This window comes from Sandaracinus amylolyticus, assembly GCF_000737325.1.
GTDB classification, from domain to species: domain Bacteria; phylum Myxococcota_A; class Polyangia; order Polyangiales; family Sandaracinaceae; genus Sandaracinus; species Sandaracinus amylolyticus.
This window is the reverse complement of record NZ_CP011125.1, coordinates 1955091-1976461: the sequence shown is the minus strand read 5'-3', so window position 1 is coordinate 1976461 and position 21371 is coordinate 1955091. Positions and strand designations below refer to the sequence as shown.

At 72.2% G+C, this 21371-nt stretch carries 18 protein-coding genes; 7 read left to right on the top strand and 11 right to left on the bottom strand.

Going from position 1 to position 21371, the window contains the following annotated elements; genetic code table 11:
* Positions 1–19 precede the first annotated feature (19 nt).
* The 3 genes from DB32_RS08300 (at position 20) to DB32_RS08290 (ending at position 2703) form a co-directional block, all read left to right on the top strand.
* On the top strand, positions 20–532 hold the full coding sequence (locus tag DB32_RS08300) for a DUF1993 domain-containing protein (protein ID WP_053231877.1): 513 nt from the start codon (positions 20–22) through the stop codon (positions 530–532).
* 108 nt (positions 533–640) lie between these two features.
* A complete protein-coding gene (locus DB32_RS08295) occupies positions 641–838 on the top strand; it encodes a hypothetical protein (protein ID WP_053231876.1) in 198 nt (65 codons plus the stop codon).
* 629 nt (positions 839–1467) lie between these two features.
* Positions 1468–2703 carry a hypothetical protein gene (locus DB32_RS08290; RefSeq protein WP_157068846.1) on the top strand — a complete coding sequence of 412 codons (1236 nt, stop codon included), beginning with the start codon at positions 1468–1470 and terminating at the stop codon, positions 2701–2703.
* Between the two features lie 65 nt (positions 2704–2768).
* Here the strand turns inward: DB32_RS08290 and DB32_RS08285 are convergent, their stop codons facing one another.
* Positions 2769–5063 carry a hypothetical protein gene (locus DB32_RS08285; protein ID WP_157068845.1) on the bottom strand — a complete coding sequence of 765 codons (2295 nt, stop codon included), beginning with the start codon at positions 5061–5063 and terminating at the stop codon, positions 2769–2771.
* Between the two features lie 238 nt (positions 5064–5301).
* Here DB32_RS08285 and DB32_RS08280 point away from each other — a divergent pair, with 238 nt between their 5' ends.
* Complete coding sequence (locus tag DB32_RS08280) at positions 5302–5991, top strand: TetR/AcrR family transcriptional regulator (RefSeq protein ID WP_075097480.1); 690 nt, start codon at positions 5302–5304, stop codon at positions 5989–5991.
* A 34-nt stretch (positions 5992–6025) separates the two neighbouring features.
* Here DB32_RS08280 and DB32_RS08275 read toward each other — a convergent pair whose 3' ends face one another.
* The 7 genes from DB32_RS08275 to DB32_RS08245 all read right to left on the bottom strand — a co-directional run bounded on the left by DB32_RS08275 (position 6026) and on the right by DB32_RS08245 (position 13592).
* The gene (locus DB32_RS08275) at positions 6026–7588 is read right to left on the bottom strand and encodes a DUF1501 domain-containing protein (RefSeq protein WP_053231872.1); all 1563 of its coding nucleotides are present in this window, start codon (positions 7586–7588) and stop codon (positions 6026–6028) included.
* Positions 7585–8802, bottom strand: coding sequence for a hypothetical protein (locus tag DB32_RS08270; RefSeq protein ID WP_053231871.1), 1218 nt, complete (start codon positions 8800–8802; stop codon positions 7585–7587). Before DB32_RS08270 ends, DB32_RS08275 begins: the two co-directional genes overlap by 4 nt.
* A complete protein-coding gene (locus DB32_RS08265; protein ID WP_053231870.1) occupies positions 8799–9374 on the bottom strand; it encodes a hypothetical protein in 576 nt (191 codons plus the stop codon). Before DB32_RS08265 ends, DB32_RS08270 begins: the two co-directional genes overlap by 4 nt.
* Positions 9375–9513: 139 nt before the next feature.
* Positions 9514–10524 (bottom strand): hypothetical protein, encoded by a 1011-nt coding sequence (locus DB32_RS08260; protein ID WP_157068844.1) that lies wholly within the window; start codon positions 10522–10524, stop codon positions 9514–9516.
* Positions 10525–10779: 255 nt separating this feature from the next.
* Positions 10780–11868 carry a cytochrome-c peroxidase gene (locus DB32_RS08255; protein ID WP_075097479.1) on the bottom strand — a complete coding sequence of 363 codons (1089 nt, stop codon included), beginning with the start codon at positions 11866–11868 and terminating at the stop codon, positions 10780–10782.
* A gap of 8 nt (positions 11869–11876) precedes the next feature.
* The gene (locus DB32_RS08250; protein ID WP_053231868.1) at positions 11877–12197 is read right to left on the bottom strand and encodes a high-potential iron-sulfur protein; all 321 of its coding nucleotides are present in this window, start codon (positions 12195–12197) and stop codon (positions 11877–11879) included.
* A gap of 240 nt (positions 12198–12437) precedes the next feature.
* Complete coding sequence (locus DB32_RS08245; RefSeq protein ID WP_053231867.1) at positions 12438–13592, bottom strand: Hsp70 family protein; 1155 nt, start codon at positions 13590–13592, stop codon at positions 12438–12440.
* A 203-nt stretch (positions 13593–13795) separates the two neighbouring features.
* Here DB32_RS08245 and DB32_RS08240 point away from each other — a divergent pair, with 203 nt between their 5' ends.
* Complete coding sequence (locus tag DB32_RS08240) at positions 13796–15166, top strand: cystathionine beta-synthase (RefSeq protein ID WP_053231866.1); 1371 nt, start codon at positions 13796–13798, stop codon at positions 15164–15166.
* A gap of 3 nt (positions 15167–15169) precedes the next feature.
* Here DB32_RS08240 and DB32_RS08235 read toward each other — a convergent pair whose 3' ends face one another.
* Positions 15170–16153: a pyridoxal phosphate-dependent aminotransferase gene (locus tag DB32_RS08235; RefSeq protein WP_053231865.1), complete on the bottom strand. Its 984-nt coding sequence runs from the start codon at positions 16151–16153 to the stop codon at positions 15170–15172.
* Positions 16154–16201: 48 nt separating this feature from the next.
* Here DB32_RS08235 and DB32_RS08230 point away from each other — a divergent pair, with 48 nt between their 5' ends.
* Positions 16202–17272 carry an EscU/YscU/HrcU family type III secretion system export apparatus switch protein gene (locus DB32_RS08230; protein ID WP_053231864.1) on the top strand — a complete coding sequence of 357 codons (1071 nt, stop codon included), beginning with the start codon at positions 16202–16204 and terminating at the stop codon, positions 17270–17272.
* Positions 17269–19572, top strand: coding sequence for a replication restart helicase PriA (gene priA, locus DB32_RS08225; protein ID WP_240481181.1), 2304 nt, complete (start codon positions 17269–17271; stop codon positions 19570–19572). The genes DB32_RS08230 and priA overlap by 4 nt, the downstream gene beginning before the upstream one ends.
* Before the next feature lie 2 nt (positions 19573–19574).
* Here priA and DB32_RS46515 read toward each other — a convergent pair whose 3' ends face one another.
* Both DB32_RS46515 and DB32_RS08215 read right to left on the bottom strand, forming a co-directional pair.
* Positions 19575–20567: a helix-turn-helix transcriptional regulator gene (locus DB32_RS46515; protein ID WP_053231863.1), complete on the bottom strand. Its 993-nt coding sequence runs from the start codon at positions 20565–20567 to the stop codon at positions 19575–19577.
* Entirely contained in the window at positions 20564–21370 is an 807-nt protein-coding gene (locus DB32_RS08215) for an SDR family NAD(P)-dependent oxidoreductase (RefSeq protein WP_053231862.1), read from the bottom strand. The genes DB32_RS46515 and DB32_RS08215 overlap by 4 nt, the downstream gene beginning before the upstream one ends.
* Between the last annotated feature and the right edge of the window lies 1 nt (position 21371).

Genomic DNA, 21371 nt, shown 5'->3' with positions numbered 1-21371 from the left:
TCGAACCGGAGGAGACCGCATGTCGCTTCATTCCCAGATCGTCCCGCCGATCACGAAGCTGCTCACGAACGTCGAGACGTGGATCGACCTCGCGCACGAGCACGCGAGCAAGAAGTCGTTCGACCCCGCAGTGCTGCTCGCCGCGCGCCTCGCGCCCGATCAGTTCCCGCTGCTGAAGCAGCTCCAGGCGACGTGTGATCACGGGAAGTTCGCGGCGGCGCGCGTCGCGGGGAAGGACCCGCCGAAGCACCCCGACACCGAGCAGACGTGGGACGAGATCCGCGCGCGCATCCGGGTGGTCCGCGAGTACGTCGCGTCGTTCACGCCCGCCGACTTCGAGGGCGCGGAGCAGCGCATCGTCCCGCTGTCGTTCATGCCGGGCAAGGCGCTGAGCGCGCCCGACTACCTGCATCACTCGGCGCTGCCGAACCTCTACTTCCACGCGACGACCGCGTACGCGATCCTGCGCCACAACGGCGTGGACGTCGGCAAGCGTCACTTCATCGGCGCGCTCCCGCTCCGCGATCTCTGAGCGGTTCTCGCGCATCGTCGCGGCCGAGCTGCGCAAGATGCCGGCGTCGGAGCCGGTCTCGAGCGCGAGCGCGCTGCAGGCACGGGCCGACGCGAAGGCATCGACTCGATGCTGCTGCGGCTCGTGTCGCCGCGCGTGCTGGTCTCGAAGCTCGGCGCGATCGCGTCACCGTACTTCGGTCACGGCGCGGTCGAGGCCGAGCGCCTCGACGCGACGCACGTCCACGCGCGCTTCGGCTCGCGGGCGCGCGCGACGTGCACATCCACTGCGGTCTCTTGCGCAGCGACGCGCCCGATGATCCGCTGAGGATCGGTCGCTTCGCGGTCCGCGTGCGCTGGGTCTGATCGCTCCTAGGCTACGCAACGTAGCGCGGGGTCGACGCGATGGGGCGCGTCGGAGGGAGCGACATGAGAGCGAGAGCTTGGTGGGTGTCGGGGCTTGCGTGCCTGCTCGGCGCGTGTCTGCCCGACGTGGAGTGCGGCGCGCTCGAGTTCAATCACGAGACGCGACGGTGCCAGTGTCCAATGGGCGCGCCGTACGATGCGGACGCAGGCGGTTGCGTGCTCCCGGACGGCGGCGTGATCCCGGTCGACGGGGGCGCTCCGGGCGTGCCGGACGCGGGAACGCCGCAGACGATGGATGCGTGCACCGCGCAGCCCGAGCAGTGCAACGCCGTCGACGACGACTGCGATGGCGACGCCGACGAGAGCGCGGCGAGCGCCGCGTGCGCGGCCGTGAGCGGCTCGACACGGCGCGCGTGCAGCGCGGGCGAGTGCGTGATCGTGGAGTGCGCGAGCGGCAGCGACGACTGCGACGACGAGTACGAGAACGGATGCGAGTCCGTGCTCGCGACGGACGACGCGCACTGCGGGAGCTGCGGTCACGCGTGCGCGGCGGGTGAGTCGTGCGAGGGCGGCGAGTGCGTCGAGCTGCCGGTGATCGAGTGGCTGACGCCGCTGGCTGCGGGTGCGAGCAACGCCGCGGTGACTGCGGCGGACGTCGCGGACGACGGGTCCATCTGCGCTGCCGGTGCGTTCACCGGAACGTTCCGATTCTCGGGAAGCGGGTGCTTCGGCAGCGATCACAGGAGCTCCGGCGACCAGGACGTGTTCGTCGCGCGCATGACGGCGACGGGCGGGATCACGTGGATCGCCCAGATCGGCGGTGACTCTCGCGAGGAAGCACACAGTGTCGCAGCGTTGTCGGACGGGCGCTGTGTCGTGGCCGGGCGGGTGACGTCGACGTCCGTGACGATCGCCAGGCAAGCGATCGCCATCCCGAGCGGCGATTCGCACTTCGTCGCGGCGATCAGCGGATGCGCCAGCGCAGCGCCGATCGAGCTGACCGGGAGTCTCGAGACATGGCAGCTGTTCGCGACGGGGACGGGCATGGTGGCGAACGCGCGAGCACACAGCGAGCAAACGGTGCACGGCATCGCGGTCCCGCCGGGAAGCGTGATCGCTCGCTTCGACCTCGACACGCTTCGGCTGTCCGGCGTGAGCTCGATCGGAGACGCTGCGGGCGCGATCGACGTCGGGTCCACGAGCGTCGTCGCGGCTCAGCAGTTCTCGAACGAGCTCCGCATCGGAGCTCGTTCTTTCGTCGCCGATGGCCCTGGCGACGTCTTGATCACGCTCTGGCGGCTCGACGGCGAGTTCGTCGACGCGTGGCAGGCCGGTCGAGCAAGGAACGACGCGCCGAGTGCAATCGATGTCGGCGATGACGGAACGATCCGAGTGGCAGGCACCTCGGAGATCGACGATACCGAGGCGAACGACACGGTGATCTGGACGCTGGAGCCAGGTAGCGACACGCCACGAATGCAAGTCGTCGCGGCCGCGGGAGGCTACGTCGCGCTCGCATCGATCGCCGCCCGAGGAGACCGTGTGTTCTTGGCAGGTGGCTTCAGCGGCTCGCCTCGGATCGGCGGCGTGTCCCTGCCGTCCACCGGCAGCTTCGACGGCTTCGTCAGCGAGTGGAACGACGAGCACGAGATGCTGTGGGCTCGCGCACTGGGCTCGTCGGGTCCGGACCACGTCTTCTGGACGCACGCGGCGGACGCGGTCGTCGCGTTCGGTCTGATCGGTGCGCGCTTCGCCGCCGCCGGGCAGAGCGTCGAGCCGCTCGGTGACGGTGGTGCGGCCTTCGTGCTTCGCGCAGCGCTGGATTGACGAAAACGAACGCGGCGGTCCCGTGCATGGGCCGCCGCGTTCGCGCTCATCGGGATGACGCGCGCTCAGTCACACGCGCCGGTGGACTCACGCGTGATCGGGTTGATGCACGGCGCGCACCGCTCGCCCACCGCGCACGTCGATTGGCCATACGAGTCGCGCTCCACGCCCGCTTCGAGCAAGCAGTCGGGGACACACGCGCCGGGGGCGGGCGGGAAGAAGATGCCCAGCCCCATCGGCTGCGTCGTGCACGACCCGAACGAGTGGTTCGGGTCCGCGAGGAACGGGTTCGGCACGCACAGGTTCGTGTCCCCCGTGCACGTGTCCGCCGGCAGCGAGCTGCGACGATCCTCGGGCACGAGCGCCGGCGGAACGCAGCGGCCGCGCGCCCCCGCAGTCGCGTGAGCGCAGCACGTCGGGAACGTGTACGCCGGGCGGCTCGGCATGTCGCCGTTCACTCGGCACGCGCCGCTCTCCGCGCCCGTGATCGGGTCGAAGCAGGGCGCGCAGCGATGGGTCGCGGGGCACGTCGACTGCGGGAGTCGATCTCCCTGGCTGCTCACCGCCGGCAGGCAGCTCGGCAGACAACGTCCCTCCGCGCCGGCGACCGAGTCGCACGTCATCGGGCGGAACGTCGGATCCGTGAAGTCGTCGGGCGCGCAGAGGCGCGGCGCCGTGCAGCCCGTGGAGTCGAGCTGACCGCGCTGCGCAGGCGACACGAGGTCGGGCGGCACGCACGAGCCGAGGCCACCGCAGCAGTTCGGGAACGTGTACGCGGGCTCGTCCGGCATGTCCCCGTTGAGCCGGCACGCGCCGGTGTCCGCGCCGCTGATCGGATCGAAGCACGGCGCGCACAGGTGCCCCGCACCGCACGTGCCCTGCGACAGGCGATCCGCCTGCGCGCCGATCGCCGGCAGACACGCCGGCAGACAGCGCCCTTCCGAGTCGTCGATCGAGCGGCACGTCGTCGGCTCGCTGCCCGCGATCAGCGCATCGGGCGCGCAGAGCGCACCGGTCTCGGTGCAGGTGTCCGTGCCGAGCTGCGAGCGTTGCGCCTCCGGCACCAACGTCGACGGCACGCACGCGCCGATGCCGCCGCAGCAGCGATCGAACGTGTTGGCGGGCTCGTCCGGCATGTCGCCGTTGAGCCGGCACGCGCCCGTGTCCTCACCGCTGATCGGGTCGTAACAAGGCGCGCACAGATGCGCCTCGGTGCACGTGCTCTGCGGCAGTCGATCGGCCTGCGCGGCGATCGACGGGAGGCACGACGGCAGACAGCGTCCCTCGGCATCGCCGAGCGATCGGCACGACGTCGGCTCCGCGCCCGCGATCAGCGCGTCGGGCGCGCAGAGCAGCCCCTCGTCCTCGCAGGTGTCGGTGCCGAGCTGCGAGCGCTGCGCCTCGGGCACCAGCGCCGAGGGCACGCACGCGCCGATGCCGCCGCAGCAGCGATCGAACGTGGTCGGCGGATCTTCGGGCTCGTCGCCGTTGAGCCGGCACGCGCCCGTGTCCTCGCCGTTCGTCGGGTCGAAGCACGGCGCGCAGAGCTCACCCGCGTCGCACGAGCCCTGCGACAGACGATCCGCCTGCGCGCCGATCGCCGGCAGACACGCGGGCAGACAGCGTCCCTCCACGCCCGCGATCGAGTCGCAGCGATCGGGCCGCGACGCAGGATCGATCAGCGCGCTCGGCGCGCAGAGCGTGTTCTCCTCGGTGCACGTGTCGACGCCGAGCTGCTCGCGCTGCGCCTCGGGCACGAGATCCGTGGGCACGCACGAGCCCGCGCCGCCGCAGCACTCCATGAACATGTTCGGCGGCTCCTGCGGGCCGGGATCGCAGCCGAGGTTGCACACGCCGGTGCTCTCGCCGGTGCGCGGATCGAAGCAGGGCGCGCACTCCTCGCCCGCCTGGCAGCCCTCTTCCGGCAGCATCTCCGCCTGGTCCGCGATCTGCGGGATGCAGCGCGACACGCAGCGACCTTCCGCGCCGCCGACCGAGCGGCACGTCGCGAGCAGGAACTCGCCGCTCGTCTCGATGAACGGATCGGGCACGCACTTGCTGCCCTCGTCGCAGTTGCCGAGCAGCGCCGCCTGCTCCTCGGACACGAAGCTGTTGGGCACGCAGTGGGCGTCGACGCAGCCCTCCAGCATGCACACCGGGAGCAGCTCCGGATCGATCGGAGGCGGCATCGCGTTCGGGCACGCGAAGCCCGCATCGACCCCCGCATCTCCTGGGCCCGCGTCGAACGGCATGCTCGCGTCGGGCGAGCCACCGCCGTCGTCGTCACCGCAGCCGACGAGAGAGGCCGCGACGAGTCCCGCGAGCCACCACGTGCAACGCTCGGCCGAAGGCCGTCGCATGGTGCGCGCCATCACCCATCCCCTGTTCTTCCGGCTTCCCCAGCCGGAGCGCATGAGCCAAGAAACCGTGAGAGTTACGGCTCGCCCGCCGTTCCCTACCGTCCGCGCGCTTCGCGCGCTGCCGTCCGGGACCTGCGGGACGAGCACTCCGCCAGAAGACAAGACAGCGTGAGTTAACACGCGCATTATCGATGCGCGAACATACGTGTCAACGCCATCCCCTGATAAACCAGTTCCAGTGGAATTCCGCGACAAGATCCTAATTGGCGCAGCGACCGCGTTCGGCGCGCTCGGTTATGCGAACACGCGCGTGGAGGACATCCTCCAGGAGTCCGGCGTGTCTCGCCCGACGTTCTACAAGCTCTTCGAGAGCAAGGACGACGTGTTCGAGACGCTCTCCGCGATGCATCACGCGGACGCGCTCGAGCGCATGCACCACGCGCTCGTCAGCGCCGAGGGCGGCATGGCGCGTCTCGCCGCGGTCATCGAGGCGTACCTGCGGTGGCGCGCCGGGCTCGGTCGCCTCGGGCGCGTGCTCGACATGGAGACGCGCAGCCCGCACAGCCATCTCGTGCGTCATCGCGAGGTCGTCATGAAGACGCTGCGCGATCAGTGGCAGCACGAGATGGTCGTCGGTGGACGGCCGCAGGTCGACCCGCTGATCTTCGAGGCGTTCATGGCGGCCGCGGAGCGCGTCGCCGACACGCTGCCGTTCGATCGCACGATCAACGAGCACGACATCGCGCGGCGCAAGGCGGTGCTGCTCCGCATCGTGTCGGCGACGCTCACCGACGGCGACGAGCGCACGCCCGCGCTGCCGCTCCATCCCGATCACGCGCAGCCCTCGCCGCGCGCGAAGAAGTCGTCGGGCAAACATCGCCGCGTGACCCCGACGACCGGCACGAGCGGCTCGACCAGCCGCCGCTGATCGGCGCCCGCGACCCGCGCGGGCGCACCCTCGTTCAGCGCAGCACGAAGCCGAGCGGCGTCTTGCCCTGCACCTGCGCGTGCTCGTCGCACATCGCGTCGGGCACGCCCGCCGCGCGCATCACGGTCCGCCACACGCGCGCGCTGTCGAGGCGTCCGTCGGTGCCGCGGAAGGAGCCGGTCGGCGCGCCGGTCTCGGCATCCGGCGGGTGATAGGTGAACCCGTTGCGCCCGCTCTCGTTCGTCAGGCGGATGTCGCCCCAGTAGCCGCCGCGGATCTTCCCGCCCGCGAGGATCAGCGTGTTCTTGCCGTCGTTGCCGTAGCTCGCGGCCTTCGGGCTGCGGCTGCCGTCGAGCGTGTACACCGCGATCACCGTGCGCTCGTAGAGGCCTGCCTCCTTGAGCTTCGTGATCAGGCGCGCGAGCGGCTTCGAGATCTGCTTCGCCTGCGTGCGCACCGAGAGCTCGGGGCGGAAGCCGTGCAGATCCATGTAGTCGAACTCGAGCGCGACGGTGCGCGTCACGCCCGCGTTCACGAGCTTGAACGCGTACGCGGTCTGCTCCCAGATGTGCGCCTTCACGCGATCGTCGGGGCACTCGAAGCTCTCGGTGTCGGCCTCGGTGCACATCTGGTTGGGCACGCCCTCGCTCCAGAACGCGCGCTCTTCGTCGGTGAGCGGCAGCGAGAGCACGCGCGGCTCGCGCACGTGGAGGATCTCGCGCGCCTCGTCGATCTGCTGCGCGTGCCCGGTGCGCACGCTGTCGACGAACCCGCGGCGCGACAGGAAGCGCTGATCGAGGCGCCCGAGCACCGCACGCAGCGCGTCGGCCTGCTCGGGGGTCGGCACCACGTTGAGGTCCTCGACGAACGCGGGGAACGCATCGAAGAGCTGCGAGCGCGAGCGGATGCGATCGAGCTCCGCGCCCGGCAGCCCCGCGCCGAAGTGGAAGACGGTGTGGTTCGAGCGCGAGAGGCCCTTGAACGCGACGCCGTTGCGCAGCGACGGATCGGTGAGCTTCGCCCAGTGGTTGTGCAGCGACGCGGGCGTCGGGACGCTCGCGTACCAGCGCATGTTCCCGCCGTCGCCCGTCGCGGGATCGTTCTCGAACATCGCCATCGTGCCGGCGAGCCGTTCTTCCGCGCGACCGGGCGAGCGGATCGCGTTGCCCGCTTCGTGCCCGTGGATCGCGCCGCTCGAGGCCTCGCAGTGATCGATCTGCGCGATCGTGTCGAGGTGAGGCTCGAGCTCGTACGAGTCGGCGGTGAGGTACACGCCGCTCGCGGTGCGACGGATCTCGCTCTGCTGCGCGAACATCGTGATGCCGTCGCCGGTCTCGCCGCGCACCACGTTCGAGTGCGTCGCGATCCCCGGCGGCACCATCACGTGCATCTGGTCCCACTGATCACGGAGATCGATCTCGATGAAGATCGTCTCCATCTCGCGATCCTGCGCGTACGCGGTGCCGCCGACCATCTCGTTCGCGGCGAAGCGCAGCGCGCTGGGCACGGCGGGCGCGGCGAGCGCGACGCCGAGGAGCTTCAGGAACGAGCGCCGCTGCACCGCGCTCATGCGCTCGATCTCGTAGAGCTTCTTCACGGGGCCTCCGAGGGCGACGACGAGAGCTGACGGGCGACCGCGTACGCGACGCGCGGATGCGCGAGCGCGGCGACGACGAGGTCGATGAACGTGGGGCTCGCAGCGCGCGCGCGCGCCGCATCGGCGATGTCGACGAGCAGCTCGGCCTCGACGCCGCGGTCGGGATCGAGATCGAGCGCGGCCTCGAGCACGCGCTGTGACGCGCACTCCCAGAACGCGTCGCTCTCGGTGAGCGCGGCCATCGCCTCGGAGAGGTTCGCGACCTCGCGCCCGACCATCTGCGACGTCTCGTTCGCGCGCCACGGCGGCTCGAGGTGCGAGGCCATGAGCCCGCCGAACGACTCCCCGGGCATGCCGCCCTCGCGCTGCTCGCCGGTCGCGTCCTCGCGCCAGCGCCCGCTCACGTCGAAGCGCACGAAGAGCTGCGCGTGCGCGCCGAACTGTCCGTGGCACGCGTAGCAGTGGAACCCGTTCGCGAGCCCGCTCATCGCGGCCTCGGGATCCGTCTGCTCTTCGGCGGTGAGCGCGCGGAACATCGGCATCAGTCGATCGCGCTCGAGCGGCGGCTCGAGCTCGACCTCGAGCGGGTAGTTGCGGCAGAGGAACGTGCGCGTGATCGTGCCCGCGCGCGTGAGGTTGAAGCGCCCCTGGCGCGCCGCCATGAACGCGCGCGTCGTGATCACACCGGCCGCGTAGGGCGCCCCGGTGTCGCACTCGGCGGCCGCGCCGCTCGCGTCGAAGCACTGCGTGCTCGTGAGGATCTCGGGCCACGGACGGCCCTCGCGCACGACGTGCTCGACGATGCGCCCCGGCGCGCCGAAGTCGATGCCGCTCGGATCGACGCCGCCGCTCACGCCGAGCGCGGTCTCGATCATCCGTCGCGCCGCGCGCGGCAGGCCCGGCTCTTCGGCCCACGACGCGATCACGCTCGGGATCGCCGCGCCGCCCATCGCCGCGATCTCGCTCCGCTCGTCGTCCGAGAGCGTGCGCTCGACCATCACCGGCGCGATCAGCGCGAGGTACGCCTCGGCCTGCGTCGCGGAGACGTCGTCGAGCGTCACCTCGCGCTCCTCCGGCGTGAACGGCTCGGGCTGGTTCGGCTCGGCGGGATCGCGTGGATCGTTCGGGACCGGCGGGTGCGTCATGCCCTCGCCGGGCTCACCGAGCGACGCGCTGCATCCGGCGAGCAGCGTCGCGAGCAGCAGGCGCTTCACTGGAGCACCGCCTCGCCCGCCGAGAGCACCGCGAGACACGCGCTCTCGCGCGCCGCGTCCTCGGGCAGCCCCGCGACCGCGCTCTCGATCTCGCTGCGATCCTCGGCCGTCGCGGCGCGTCCCCACGCCGCCTGGATCAGCGCGTCGAGATCCGCGCCCGGCAACGCCGGATAGCGCGTGCGCATCGCGTCCGACTGGCAGACCGGCCGCAGCGCGCGCACCCAGCCCGCGATGCGCGTCGCGTTCCACGAGGAGTCCGGGAGGATGCCGCGCGAGTGATCGTAGCCGCCGAGCGCGACCGCCTGATCGCGCATCGGCGCGAGCAAGGGATCGCCGGTCTCGATGCCCGCGACCGCCGCGACGCGTGCGAGGCGCGTCTCGAACGGCAGGAGTCGCGGCGTCTCGCGATCGAGCGCGAAGGGATCGTCGGGGATCGTCGGCTCGCCGGGCTCGCTCGGATCGCCCGGGCCTGGATCGCTCGGCGCGCTGGCGGTCGGACCGGCCGCACCACCGAGGACGACGCCGTCACAGCCGGCGAGGAGCATCGCGAGGAGGAGCGCACGAGCACGCATGTGGGGGCGCCAGAGCAGCGCCCGTGCCGCACACGATCCGCGCTGAAACTGGGGACGGAACGCCGAAGGCGCAGGCCCGGAGCAGAACATGCTCCGTTCCCGCGCCTTCGTGTGGGGTGCTCAGTTCCCTGGGCGTCGATCAGTGACCGCGGCCGCGGCCGCGACCACCGCCACCACCGCCGCCGCGCACTTCGACGCCAGCGCTCACCGACACGCGGCCGGGGCTCGGCGGCGCCACGATCACCGCGCCAGGACGGGGAGGCGAGACCACGACGCTCGCCTCGGCCTCGCGACCGCGGCGACCGTACGCGTGACCGCGACCACGGCCGGGATGACCGTCACCCTCGACCACGATCACGCCCGGACGCGGCGGCGCGACCACCACCGGCGGCGGCGGCGGGGCGACCACGACCGTCGCACGCGGCGCGGTCGGCGGCGTCACGACGACCTGCGCGCTCGCGCGCGGGCGCTCCACGACGATCGCAGCGCGCGGCGGCTCCGGCGCCTGCACCACCACGCTCGCGCGCGGCGGCTCGGGCGCCTGCACCACGACGGTCGCGTGCGGCGGCTGCGGCGGCTGCACCACCACGGTCGCGCTCGGCGGCTGCGGCGGCTGCACCACCACGGTCGCCTGCGGGGCCTGCGGGCGCTCGACCACCACGGTCGCGCGCGGCGGCTGCGGCGCGCCGACGACGACCGTCGCGCTCGGCGGCGTCGGCGGCACGAGCACGACCTGCGGCGCGCGCGCGCGACGCGGCTGACCGCGCACCACGAGCTGCACCTCGGCGGGCGCGGCGACCGGCGTCACCTCGACGCGGCCCGCGTACCGGCGCTGCCCTTCGTCCCACGCGAGCGCGACGTCGTGCGGGCGGCCATCGCTGCCCTGCACCTGCACCGTCGTCACCTGCGCCTGCTCGTGCGGCAGCGGCGCGCCGGTCGCGTCGACGACGTAGGCCTCGACTTGTCCGTCCTGCTTCGTGACCAGCTCGATCCAGGCGTCGTCGCTCGCAGCGACCATCACTCCGCCGTGCTGCGCGGTCACCGTCAGCGCGCCCGTGGCGGCTGCTCCAACGGGCGGCGTGGGTTGTTCACTCGATCCACAGAGCTTCATCAGCGCGAAGAACGCCATCGAGAGCGTCAGAGAGCGCATCGATCCTCCTTGCGTGCGCCGCCGCCGAGGGCCCCGCGGGAGCCACCGCCCGCACGCTCCGGAGAGCGCGCGGGCCTCGACGTCGACGAACCATTTCGTGCGGAGCAGGAGCCTCCGCAGCCGGGCCAGGTTAGCGCCCCTTCGATGGCCAACCCCACGCGTTTCTTCAAAAAGGAAAGAGGTGCCACGTCACCGCGGCACCTCTCCCGACGCGTGCTCACATGCACGCATCCGTCGTCGCTCGATGGAATCCGATCAGGGCGTCGCGGGCGCCTCGGGCGCGGTCGGCGCAGGTGCGTCCGCCGGCGCCGTCGTGGGCATGCGCGCATGTGCGGGCAGCTCGCCGGTCAGTGAATTCAGGAACGCGACGATCACGCGGACCTGCTCCGCCTCGAGCTCGCGGCCCAGCTGGTAGCGACCCATCACGCGCACCGTGTCGTCGAGCGTCTGCTGCGAGCCGTCGTGGAGATACGGCGCGGTCAGCGCGACGTTGCGCAGCGTCGGCACCTTGAACATGTGCCGGTCCGCCTCCGCGTGCGTGACGTTGAAGCGGCCCATGTCGGCCTCGGTGAGCGGCCCGCCGCGATCCTCGAAGTACGTGCGGCGCACCAGGCCCATCCGCTGGTACATCGTGCCGCCGACGTTCACGCCCCGGTGGCAGCTCGTGCAGCCGACCTGCTGGAACGTCTCGTAGCCGCGGCGCTCGTCGTCGGTCAGCGCGCTCTGCTCACCGCGCAGGAAGCGATCGAAGCGCGACGGCGTCACGAGCGAGCGCTCGTACTCGGCGATCGCGTCGGTCACGTTCGCCTGCGTGACCGCGGCCGCGCCCTCGCCGCCGTAGATCGCGGCGAGCTCCGCGGTGATCTCGGCGTCCGCCGCGAGACGCTGCGTCACCTGCTCCCAGGTCGCGCCCATCTCGATCGGGTTCGCGACCGGGCCCGCGGCCTGCGCCTGGAGATCCGCGGCGCGCCCATCCCAGAACTGCACGAAGTTGAAGCCCGCGTTGAGCACGGTCGGCGAGTTGATCGGACCGATCTGCCCGCGGATGCCCGTCGACGTGCGGCGCGGCTCGGCGCCGCCGTGGTCGAGCGAGTGGCACGTCGAGCACGAGAGCGTCTCGTCCCCCGACAAGCGCGTGTCGTGGAAGAGCCGCCGGCCGAGCGCGACCTTGCGCGCGTCGGTCTGCACCTCGGGCAGCGGCTCGATCACCGGCGTGGGCGGCGTCGTCGGCGCGCTCGCGACCGTCGGCGTCTCGGTGGTCGCTGGCGACGATGCGCTCTCGCCCGAGCCGCACGCGGCGAGCGAGAGCGCGCTCGTGATGAGAAGGAAGCGACGGATGTTCATCGGATGTCTCAGCTCCTCGCGACGTAGCTCGAGCAATAGCCCTGGGGGTTCACGTCGCCGAGGTTCAGCGTGCATCCGCCGCACTGACCGGCCTGCGCGGGCGCCGTGAAGAAGTTGCAGGTCTCGCAGCGCTGGGTCGTGTTCGGCGAGCGATCGACGTAGCTCAGCGCCTGGCGCTGCTGGCGCTGGGCATCGGTGAGCCCGGGCGGGTTCGTGCAGTCGAGCTCCGCACCGCCGCAGCCGATGCCGGCGCTCGCGCCGACCACCACCAGGCCCAGCACCGCACCGCGTTCGAGCATGGCGCGACGCGTCAGCTTCTTGGTCTCCATGTTCCTCGTTCCCTCCGTTGGCGTCGCTTGGGGCCGTCGGCGGCCGCCGACGAGCCCTCGAGCGCCCGCTCCGAGCAGCACGCGTGCCGGCGAGCGAATCGCGTTTGTGCCCTGGATCCGCGCGATCTCGCAAGAACGGCGTGGTTCGGGCACACCGAAACCGCGGTGTGCACCGGCCCATCGGTGGCGCGAGCGCGCGAAAACACCGCACGCGGGTGGGACCCGCACGCAGCTCACCGCTCAGCGCACGTAGGCGGGATCGAGCAGCGCCGACAGATCGGGGCGCGCTGCCGCGACGCTCGCGCCGATCGCGACGACGTGCATCGGATCGAGATCGAAGCGCGCGCGCTTGCCGAAGTACTCGCGCACGTCGTCGCGCAACCCCGGGAGCAGCGTGCTGCCGCCCGCGAGGAACACCGCGTCCACCTCGCGCGCGCGGATGCCCGCGTCGCACAGCACCTGATCGCAGATCAGGAACGTGCGGCGGATCAGATCCTCCGCGCGATCACGCAGCACGCGCCGATCGATCCCGAGCGTCGTCAGCTGGGTCGGCGCCGCGGGATCGACCACCGCGAGATCGATCGTCGTGTGCTCCTCGACCGCGAGGCGCAGCTTCGCGCGCTCGGCCTCGATCAAGAGGCGCTGCCACACCTCGTCGTCGGTCGAGAGGTCCCAACCGCTCTCGCGCAGCACACGATCCGCGACCAGCTCCGCGAGCGCGAGATCGACGTCGTCGCCCCCGAGGTACGCGTCACCGCCGTGCGCGATCACGCGGAAGGGGTACTTCGAGCAGTCGACGATCGCGACGTCGAACGTGCCGCCGCCGAGGTCGTAGACCACCGCGTACTTGAGGCTGCTGCGCGCGAGGTACGCGATCGCCGTGGCGACGGGCTCCTCGACGACTCGCGCCTCCGCGAAGCCCGCCGCGCGCACCGCCTCGACCGTGGCCGCGCGCTCCGGCTCCGCGAACGCCGCGGGGACCGACACCACCGCCGAGAGCCGCGATGGGTCCATCTGGCCCGCCTGCGCGAGCTCGCGCAGCACGTGCGTCGCGACGTCGACCGGCGTGACGATCCCCGCGCGCGTCTCGAACGCGGTTCCGCCGCTCGACGTGCGCACCACCGGCACCGCGCTGCGCTCGAGATAACGCTGCACCGAGTACGACGAGTACGAGCGCCCGATCACGCGCTTCGCGCTCACGATCGTGTTCGCGGGATCGTTGCCGCGGCGCTCGCGCGCCGCCTGTCCGACGAGCACGCCGCCGGCCGGCGGGAACGCGACGATCGACGGGAGCAGCGAGTTGCCCTTCGCCGAGTCGCCGCGCAGCGGGACGATCGAGGCGGTCGCAGCGGCGACGGTGTGCGTGGTCCCGAGATCGATCCCCAGCGTTCGCATCGGCGCGCGTGCGCATTAGCACAGGACGCGCTCTCGAGCCGCGAGAAAGTAGGAGCGTGCGGCGACGGACGCGTGCGAAGAGAAGGCGTGTCGGATAGAGTCGCCGCGCCTCGCGGGACCTAAGAAAAGCAAGGCAGATCTCATCGCGCGCGCTGCCTGCACGGCAGGCGCTCGCGACAAAGAAGGCGCGAAGGGGACAGCCAATGATGAAGGGCGCGGTACCGAGCATCCTCGGCGCGATCGGACACACGCCGATCGTGAAGCTTGAGCGCGTCGCGAACGACGTCGCGGCGAACGTCTACGTGAAGTGCGAGTTCATGAACCCGGCCGGCTCGATGAAGGACCGGATGGTCATGAACATGATCGAGAGCGCCGAGAAGCGCGGCGAGCTCAAGCCGGGCGGCACGATCATCGAGGCGACCAGCGGGAACACCGGCGCCGCCATCGCGATGATCGCCGCGGTGAAGGGCTACAAGTGCATCTTCGTGATGCCCGACAAGATGTCGCAGGAGAAGATCCTCTCGCTGCGTGCTTGGGGCGCGAAGGTCGTGGTCTGCCCGACCGCGGTCGAGCCGGAAGATCCGCGCTCGTACTACTCGGTCGCGAAGCGGCTCGCGCAGGAGACGCCGAACAGCTTCTACGCGAACCAGTACCACAACCAAGACAACCCCGGCGGCCACTACCGCTCGACGGGCCCGGAGATCTGGGAGCAGACCGGCGGTGAGGTCGACGTGCTCGTCGCGGGCCTCGGCACCGGCGGGACCATCACCGGCACCGGCAAGTTCCTCAAGGAGAAGAAGCCGACGACGCAGATCGTCGGCGTCGATCCGGTCGGCTCGCTCTACTACGACTACGTGAAGAGCGGGCGCGTGACCCAGCCCTTCACCTACAAGGTCGAGGGCATCGGCGAGGACTTCTTCCCGAGCACGATCGATCTCTCGATCCTCGACGAGATCATCCGCGTCGACGACAAGGAGTGCTTCCTCATGACGCGTGATCTCGTGCGCCTCGAGGGGCTCTACGTCGGCGGCAGCTGCGGCGCGGCGGTCGCGGGCGCGCTGAAGTACGCGCGGCAGACGCAGAAGAAGGAGAACATCCTCGTCATCCTTCCGGACGCGGCGTCGAAGTATCTCTCGAAGATCTTCAACGACGACTGGATGCGCGAGAACGGCTTCCTCGGCGAGAGCAAGCTCGGCGTCGTCGGCGATCTACTCAAGCACAAGAGCAACGAGATCATCACCGCGTCGCCGCACGATCGCGTGCGCGACGTGATCGGCCGCATGAAGGCGCACGGCATCTCGCAGCTGCCGGTGACCGACGGGGGCAAGCTGATGGGCGCGGTCGCCGAGGTCGATCTGCTCCGTTACCTCGTGAGCGGTGAGCACTCGCTCGACAGCGCGGTCGGGCCGCTCGTCGAGAGCGACTACGCGACGGTCTCGCCGCGCACCAGCATCGAGAACCTGCAGGGCCTGCTCAACGACGCGCGCATGGCGGTCGTGACCGACGACGACAAGATCGTCGGCGTGGTCACGAAGATCGATCTGATCGACTACCTCGCGCGCAAGGCCGCGTGACGCTCACGCGAGGAGCTCGTCGAGGCCCGCGTCGAACGTCGCGGGCTCGGTGAGCAGGCTGACGACGACCCAGTCGGACGAGAGGTCGTAGAGGACGCCGGGGCGCGCATGCGCTCCGGCGTTCTCGTTCCGGTAGCGCAGGCACGCGAGCCATCCACCTTCGATGCGCGCGCCGTCCGGCACGCGCGCGCGCAGCGCGTCGAGGTTGCGGCGGATGCGCGCCGTGATCGCGTCGCGCGTCGCCGACGCGGACTCGAGCAGACGGGGCACCGCCGCGAGCAGCGGGGACGCGATCGCGCCGTGGGTCGCGGCCGTCGCGTCGAGCTTCGCGACGGCGTCCTCGACGTCGTGCGCGGGACCGCCGACGCCGAGCCACGCGAGCTCGAGCGCAGGCGCGATCTCGAAGCACGAGCTCGCGATCGCGAGGGTCTCGAGCGGGCGCGCGAGCACGCTCGAGACGCGATCCTCCGGTGCATCGAGCACGTAGCGCGCGCGCGACTCGTCGACGATCAGCGGGACGCCGAGCGCGACGAGCGCCTCGTGGGTGTCCTCGGTGAGCACCACGCCGGTCGGCTCGTGCGGCGCGCTCAGCACGATCGCGCGCGTGCGATCCGAGATCGCGTCGTAGATCGCGGCGACGTCGAGCTCGAAGCCGTGCTCGGCGCGCGCGAGCGGCACCTGCGCGACGTGCACGCCCGCGAGGCGCGCGATCGCGGCGACCCGCGGCGTGAGCGTGATGATCTCCTCGTGCGGCTCGCAGAGCGTCGCGATCGCGCGCGCGAGCGCGCTGTCACGCCCCGCCGCGAGCACGATGCGCGCGGGATCGATCGACACTCCGAGCGCGGCCCAGTCGCGCGCGATCGCGGCACGCGCGGGCGCATCGTCTCGCGTGGTGAGCGCCGAAGGATCGGAGAGCGCCGCCAGCATCGCGCGCTCGTCGACGGGCAGCGCCGCGCGCATCGGATCGTCGATCGTCAGGTCGAGCACGTCGCGCGCAACGTAGCGCGCGAGAAGGTACGCTGCGACGCGCGCACGATGGCGGACGAGCGCACCGAGGAAGCGACCCCGAAGAAGCTGCGCGATGCGCGTCGCCGCGGCGACGTGTGGCGCAGCCGCGAGCTCGGCGTCGCGATCGGGCTCCTCGCGGGCGCCGCCGTGCTCGGCGCGACGGGCAGCGCGATCCTCGAAGCGCTCGTCGCGAGCTTCACCCTCGCGCTCGATGCCGCCGCGGGCCGCCTCGACGCGGGGCCGGGCGCGATCCTCGAGGCCGCGCTCGCCACCGCGGCGGGCGCGCTCGCGCCGCTGCTGATCGTGGTGATCGTCTCGGGCACGCTCGCCGCGCTCGCGCAGATCGGACCGCTCTTCGCGCCCGACGTCGTCGCGTGGAAGCTCGAGCGCCTCGACCCGATCGCGGGCGCGCGGAAGCTGCTCTCGACCCGGAGCGCGATCGAGCTCGTGAAGATCGCGCTGCTCCTCGCGATCGTGACCTCGGTCGTGCTCGCGACGCTGCGCGAGGGATGGCGCGGCGTCGCGTCGCTCGTCGCGCGCGACGCCCACGCCGCGCTATCCGCCGGGGGCTCGCTCGTCGAGGCGCTCCTGTTGCGCACCGGCGCGGCCGTGCTCGCGGTCGCCTTGCTCGACGTCGTCTACCAGCGCTGGCGGTGGCTCCGCGATCACCGGATGAGCCAGCGCGAGATCGAGCGCGAGCACCGCGAGTCGGACGGCGATCCCCACCTCCAGCACGAGCGCGAGCGGGTCCGCCGCGAGCTCGCGATGGCCTCCGATCTCGATGCGGTCGCGAGCGCGACCGTGGTGATCGTCGGCGCCGGGGTCGCGGTGGCGCTCGCGTTCGATCGCACCCGCGAGGATGCGGTCCCCGAGGTCGTCGCGCGCGGCCGCGGCGAGCTCGTCGCGCGCCTCGTCCAGGTCGCGCACGCGAGCGAGATCCCGGTGCGCACCGAGCCCGCGCTCGCGCGCGCGCTCGTCACGATCTCGCGCGGCGAGCCGATCCCTGCGCGGCACTACGAGGCGGTCGCGCAGCTGCTGCACGCGGTGTGGTCGGCGCCCTTGCCGCCTCCTGCCTCGCGTCGCACATCCGCCCCGTGACGATCGACCTGTTCGAGCCCGCCGAGCCCGCGGCGGCGCAGCGCTACGTCGACGTCGCGCTGCCGCTGCCGGTCCGTCGCGCCTTCACCTACGCGCTGCCCAGCGAGCTCGCGTCGCGCGTCGCGCTCGGCTCGCGCGTCGCCGTGCCGTTCTCGAGCCGCAAGCTCCCCGGTATCGTCACCCGCATCGACACCACGCCCGCCGAGGGCGTCTCGCCGCGCCCGATCGCGGGCGTGCTCGAGGACGAGCCGCTCTTCGATCCCGAGCTGCTCGCGCTGCTCGTCGAGGCCGCCGACTACTACCTCCATCCGATCGGCGAGGTGCTCCGCGCCGCGGCGCCCGCGCTCCGCGCCGAGGCGGTGCGTGCGCTGCGCGCGAGCGGCTTCCTCGAATCGGCGACCGAGCTCCCCGGCGCGCGTGTCGCGACCCGCAGCGTGCTCGTCGTGCGGCTCGTGCCCGACGCCGAGCGCCCCGCGCGCCTCGGTCCGCGCCAGCGCCAGCTCCTCGCGCTGCTCGAGTCACGCGGCGAGGTGACGCTCGAGGAGCTCGCGGACCACCTCAAGGAGCCGCGCGCGATCGTGCGCTCGCTCGAGCAGAAGGGCCTCGTCCACACCGAGTCGCGCGAGATCACCGCCGACCCGTTCTTCCGCGATCCCGTCGCGAGCGACGCGCCCCCCGAGCCCACGAGCGCGCAGCGCGCGGCGATCGACGCGCTCGTCGGCGCGCTGCGCGCATCACAGCCCGCGACCTTCCTGCTCCACGGCGTGACCGGCTCGGGCAAGACCGAGGTGTACCTGCGCGCGATCGCCGAGGCGCGCGCGCAGCGCAAGGGCGCGCTCCTCCTCGTGCCCGAGATCGCGCTCACCCCGCAGCTCGTCGGGCGCTTCCGCGCGCGCTTCGGCGACAGCATCGCGGTGCTCCACAGCGCGCTCACCGAGAAGGAGCGCGCCGTCGCGTGGCGCGCGCTCCGCAGCGGCGCGGTGACGCTCGCGATCGGCGCGCGCTCCGCGATCTTCGCGCCGGTGCGCGACCTCGGCATCATCGTCGTCGACGAGGAGCACGACCCTTCGTACAAGCAGGAAGAGGGCTTTCGCTATCAGGCGCGCGACCTCGCGATCCTCCGCGCGCATCGCGCCGGCGCGGTGTGCGTGCTCGGCAGCGCGACGCCCTCGCTCGAGAGCTGGAGCCTCGCGCGCGAAGGACGCCATCGCTTGCTCACGCTCGACGCGCGCCCCGGCGCGCGCGCGCTGCCGCCGGTCGAGATCGTCGATCTCGCGCGCCACGCCAAGGGACCCTCGGGCGATCGCCGCATCAGCGCGCCGCTGCACCGCGCGATCGAGCAGACGCTCGCGGCCGGCGATCAAGCGGTGCTCTTCCTCAATCGCCGCGGCTTCTCGCCGAGCCTGCGGTGCGAGGCGTGCGGCGAGCTCGAGACGTGCCCCGCGTGCAGCGTGCCGCTCACCGAGCACCGCCGCGCCGGGCTCGTGCGCTGTCACTACTGCGACTACGCCGCGCCGATCGGCACCACCTGCCGCGCGTGTGGCCAGCCCGCGCTCGAGCCGCTCGGCCTCGGCACCGAGAAGCTCGAGGAGGTGCTCGCGCACACGTTCGCGCCCGCGCGCGTCGCGCGCCTCGATCGCGACACCGCGACCGGCGCGAGCATCGAGGACGTGCTCGATCGCGTGCGACGCCGCGAGATCGATCTGCTCGTCGGCACCCAGATGGTCACCAAGGGCCACGACCTGCCGGGCGTCACGCTCGTCGGCGTGATCCTCGCGGATCAATCGCTCGCGTTCCCCGACTTCCGCGCCGCCGAGCGCACGTTCCAGCTGCTCACGCAGGTCGCCGGGCGCGCGGGGCGCGGCGAGCGCCCGGGCCGCGTGATCGTGCAGACGTACCAGCCGCACCACTTCGCGATCCGCGCCGCGGCGAAGCACGACTTCCTCGGGTTCGCGGAGAGCGAGCTCGAGGATCGCCGCGAGCTCGGCTACTCGCCGTACGGTCGCTTGGTCGCGGTGCGCATCGATCACGGCGACCCCGATCGCGCGCGCGCCGCGGCGGAGCTGATCGTCGCGCACGCCCGCGCCCACGAGCTGAGCAAGAGCGGCCGCGTCGAGGTGCTCGGCCCCGCGCCCGCGCCGATCGAGCGACTGCGCGGTCGCTGGCGCTTCCGGTTGATGCTGCGCGCGAGAGAGCGCCCTCCCCTGCGCCGCGTCGCGCAGAGCGTGATCGCGCGCATCGACGAGGGCGTGCTCGGCGCGCGCGCGTCGGTGGACGTCGACCCGGTGTCGATGCTCTGAGGTCAGCCGCGCGCGACGCGGGCGCGCCAGCGCGTCGGGGTCGTGCGCTCCCAGCCGCGGAACGCGCGCACGAACGAGTTCGGCTCCTCGAAGCCGAGCAGGAACGCGATGTCGATCGGATCGAGATCGGTGTTCGCGAGCAGGCGCCGCGCCGACGTGCGACGGACCGCATCGAGCTGCTCTTGGTAGCTCGTCCGCTCCTCGCCGAGCCGGCGCTGAAGCGTGCGCGCGCTGACGTGCATCCCGCGCGCGACCTGGTCCACGCTCGGCCTCGCGCCGCTGCTCATCTTGCGTGCGATCACCAGCCGCACCTCGTCGCGCAGCGACCTCGTCCGTGATCGTCCGACGAGCTCCGCCTCGAGCCCCGGCACGACGCGCGAGAACGCCTCCGCGTCGGCGGTGACGAAGCGCGCAGCCAGCGCGCGCTCGGCGAACGTGATCCGATCGACCGGCGCGCCGAACGCGACCGGACACCCGAGGCGCTCCCGCAGCAGCGCGGCGTCGCCCGCCGCGCGCGCGAGCTCGATCCGCAGCGGCGCCACCGCGCCCGCGGTGCCGCGCCGCGCGAGCGACGTGAACGACGCGAACGTGCTGTCGACGAGCAGCCGCGGCACCTCGCTCGTCGCGAGCACCCAGTGGAACCGCACGTGGGCCTCGCCGCGCGCGACCTCGAGCTCGACGACCTCGGGGCAGGTGAGGCGCTTGTAGCGCGCGAGCGTGTGGAGCGCGCCCGCGAGATCCGCCGCGTGCAGCGCCGCCGCGGACGCGACGCTGTAGCCGCGCTCCGACGCCTCCGCGCCCACGACGAGCCCGAGATCGCGCCGCGGCGACACCTCCTCGACGGCGCGCCAGAACGCGAAGAACTGCTCGGTCGAGAGCGCGGTCGTCGCGGCGAGCCCGGCGTGCGCGAGCACGCGATCGCGCGGCGTGCCGAGCGCCTCGAGCCGCTCGAGCAGGCGCGCCGAGATCGGCACGATGTCGCGCGCGCTCGTCACAGCGTCGGCGTCGATCCGCCGTCGATGCGGACGACGCTCCCGGTCATGAAGTCGCTCAGAGGGCTCGCGACGTAGCAGACGTACGCCGCGACGTCCTCGGGCCGGCCGAGGCGGCGCACCGTCTGCCGCGCGACGTTCGCGAGGAGGTGCTCGCGCGCCCGCGCGAGGTCCTCGCCCCAGCCCTCGCGCGCGGCGATGCCGCGGAGGAACTGCGTCACCTGGTCGGTCTCGATCAGCCCGGGCATCACCGCGTTCGCGGTGACGCCGGTGAACGCGAGCTCCTTCGACAGCGAGAGCGTCATGTTGTTGAGCGCCGCCTTCGCGGCACCGTACGCAGGCATGTTGGCGTAGGGCGAGATCGCGTTGCGTGACGAGATCTGGATCACGCGTCCCCAGCCGCGCGCCTTCATCGCGGGCACGAGGGCGCGCACGAGGCGCACCGCGGCGAGCGTGTTCGCGTCGTAGGCGTCGGACCACTCGTCGAGCGTGGTGTCGAGCCACGAGCCCTTGCTGGTGTCCGAGCCGCCGACGTTGTTCACCAGGATGTCGACGCGATCGACCACCGCGCGCACCTGATCGAGCACCGCCCTCGCACCCTCGTCGCCGCGGAGATCGCCGAGCGCGACGTGGGCGGTCCCGCCCGCGATTCGGATGCGCTCCACGACCGCCTCGGCGCGCTCCTGCGAGCGGCCGTGCACCACGACCGTCGCGCCTTCGCGCGCGAGCCCCTCCGCGATCGCCGCGCCGATCCCGGCGGTGCTGCCGGTGACGAGCGCGACGCGGTCCTCGAGCTGGAGGTCCATG

Coding starts and splice junctions, on each gene's coding strand:
- DB32_RS08300 (WP_053231877.1), top strand. CDS start 20: ATGTCGCTTCATTCCCAGATCGTCCCGCCGATCACGAAGCTGCTCACG.
- DB32_RS08295 (WP_053231876.1), top strand. CDS start 641: ATGCTGCTGCGGCTCGTGTCGCCGCGCGTGCTGGTCTCGAAGCTCGGC.
- DB32_RS08285 (WP_157068845.1), bottom strand. CDS start 5,063: ATGCGACGGCCTTCGGCCGAGCGTTGCACGTGGTGGCTCGCGGGACTC.
- DB32_RS08265 (WP_053231870.1), bottom strand. CDS start 9,374: ATGCGTGCTCGTGCGCTCCTCCTCGCGATGCTCCTCGCCGGCTGTGAC.
- DB32_RS08260 (WP_157068844.1), bottom strand. CDS start 10,524: ATGCGCTCTCTGACGCTCTCGATGGCGTTCTTCGCGCTGATGAAGCTC.
- DB32_RS08255 (WP_075097479.1), bottom strand. CDS start 11,868: ATGAACATCCGTCGCTTCCTTCTCATCACGAGCGCGCTCTCGCTCGCC.
- DB32_RS08250 (WP_053231868.1), bottom strand. CDS start 12,197: ATGGAGACCAAGAAGCTGACGCGTCGCGCCATGCTCGAACGCGGTGCG.
- DB32_RS08245 (WP_053231867.1), bottom strand. CDS start 13,592: ATGCGAACGCTGGGGATCGATCTCGGGACCACGCACACCGTCGCCGCT.
- DB32_RS08240 (WP_053231866.1), top strand. CDS start 13,796: ATGATGAAGGGCGCGGTACCGAGCATCCTCGGCGCGATCGGACACACG.
- DB32_RS08230 (WP_053231864.1), top strand. CDS start 16,202: ATGGCGGACGAGCGCACCGAGGAAGCGACCCCGAAGAAGCTGCGCGAT.
- DB32_RS08215 (WP_053231862.1), bottom strand. CDS start 21,370: ATGGACCTCCAGCTCGAGGACCGCGTCGCGCTCGTCACCGGCAGCACC.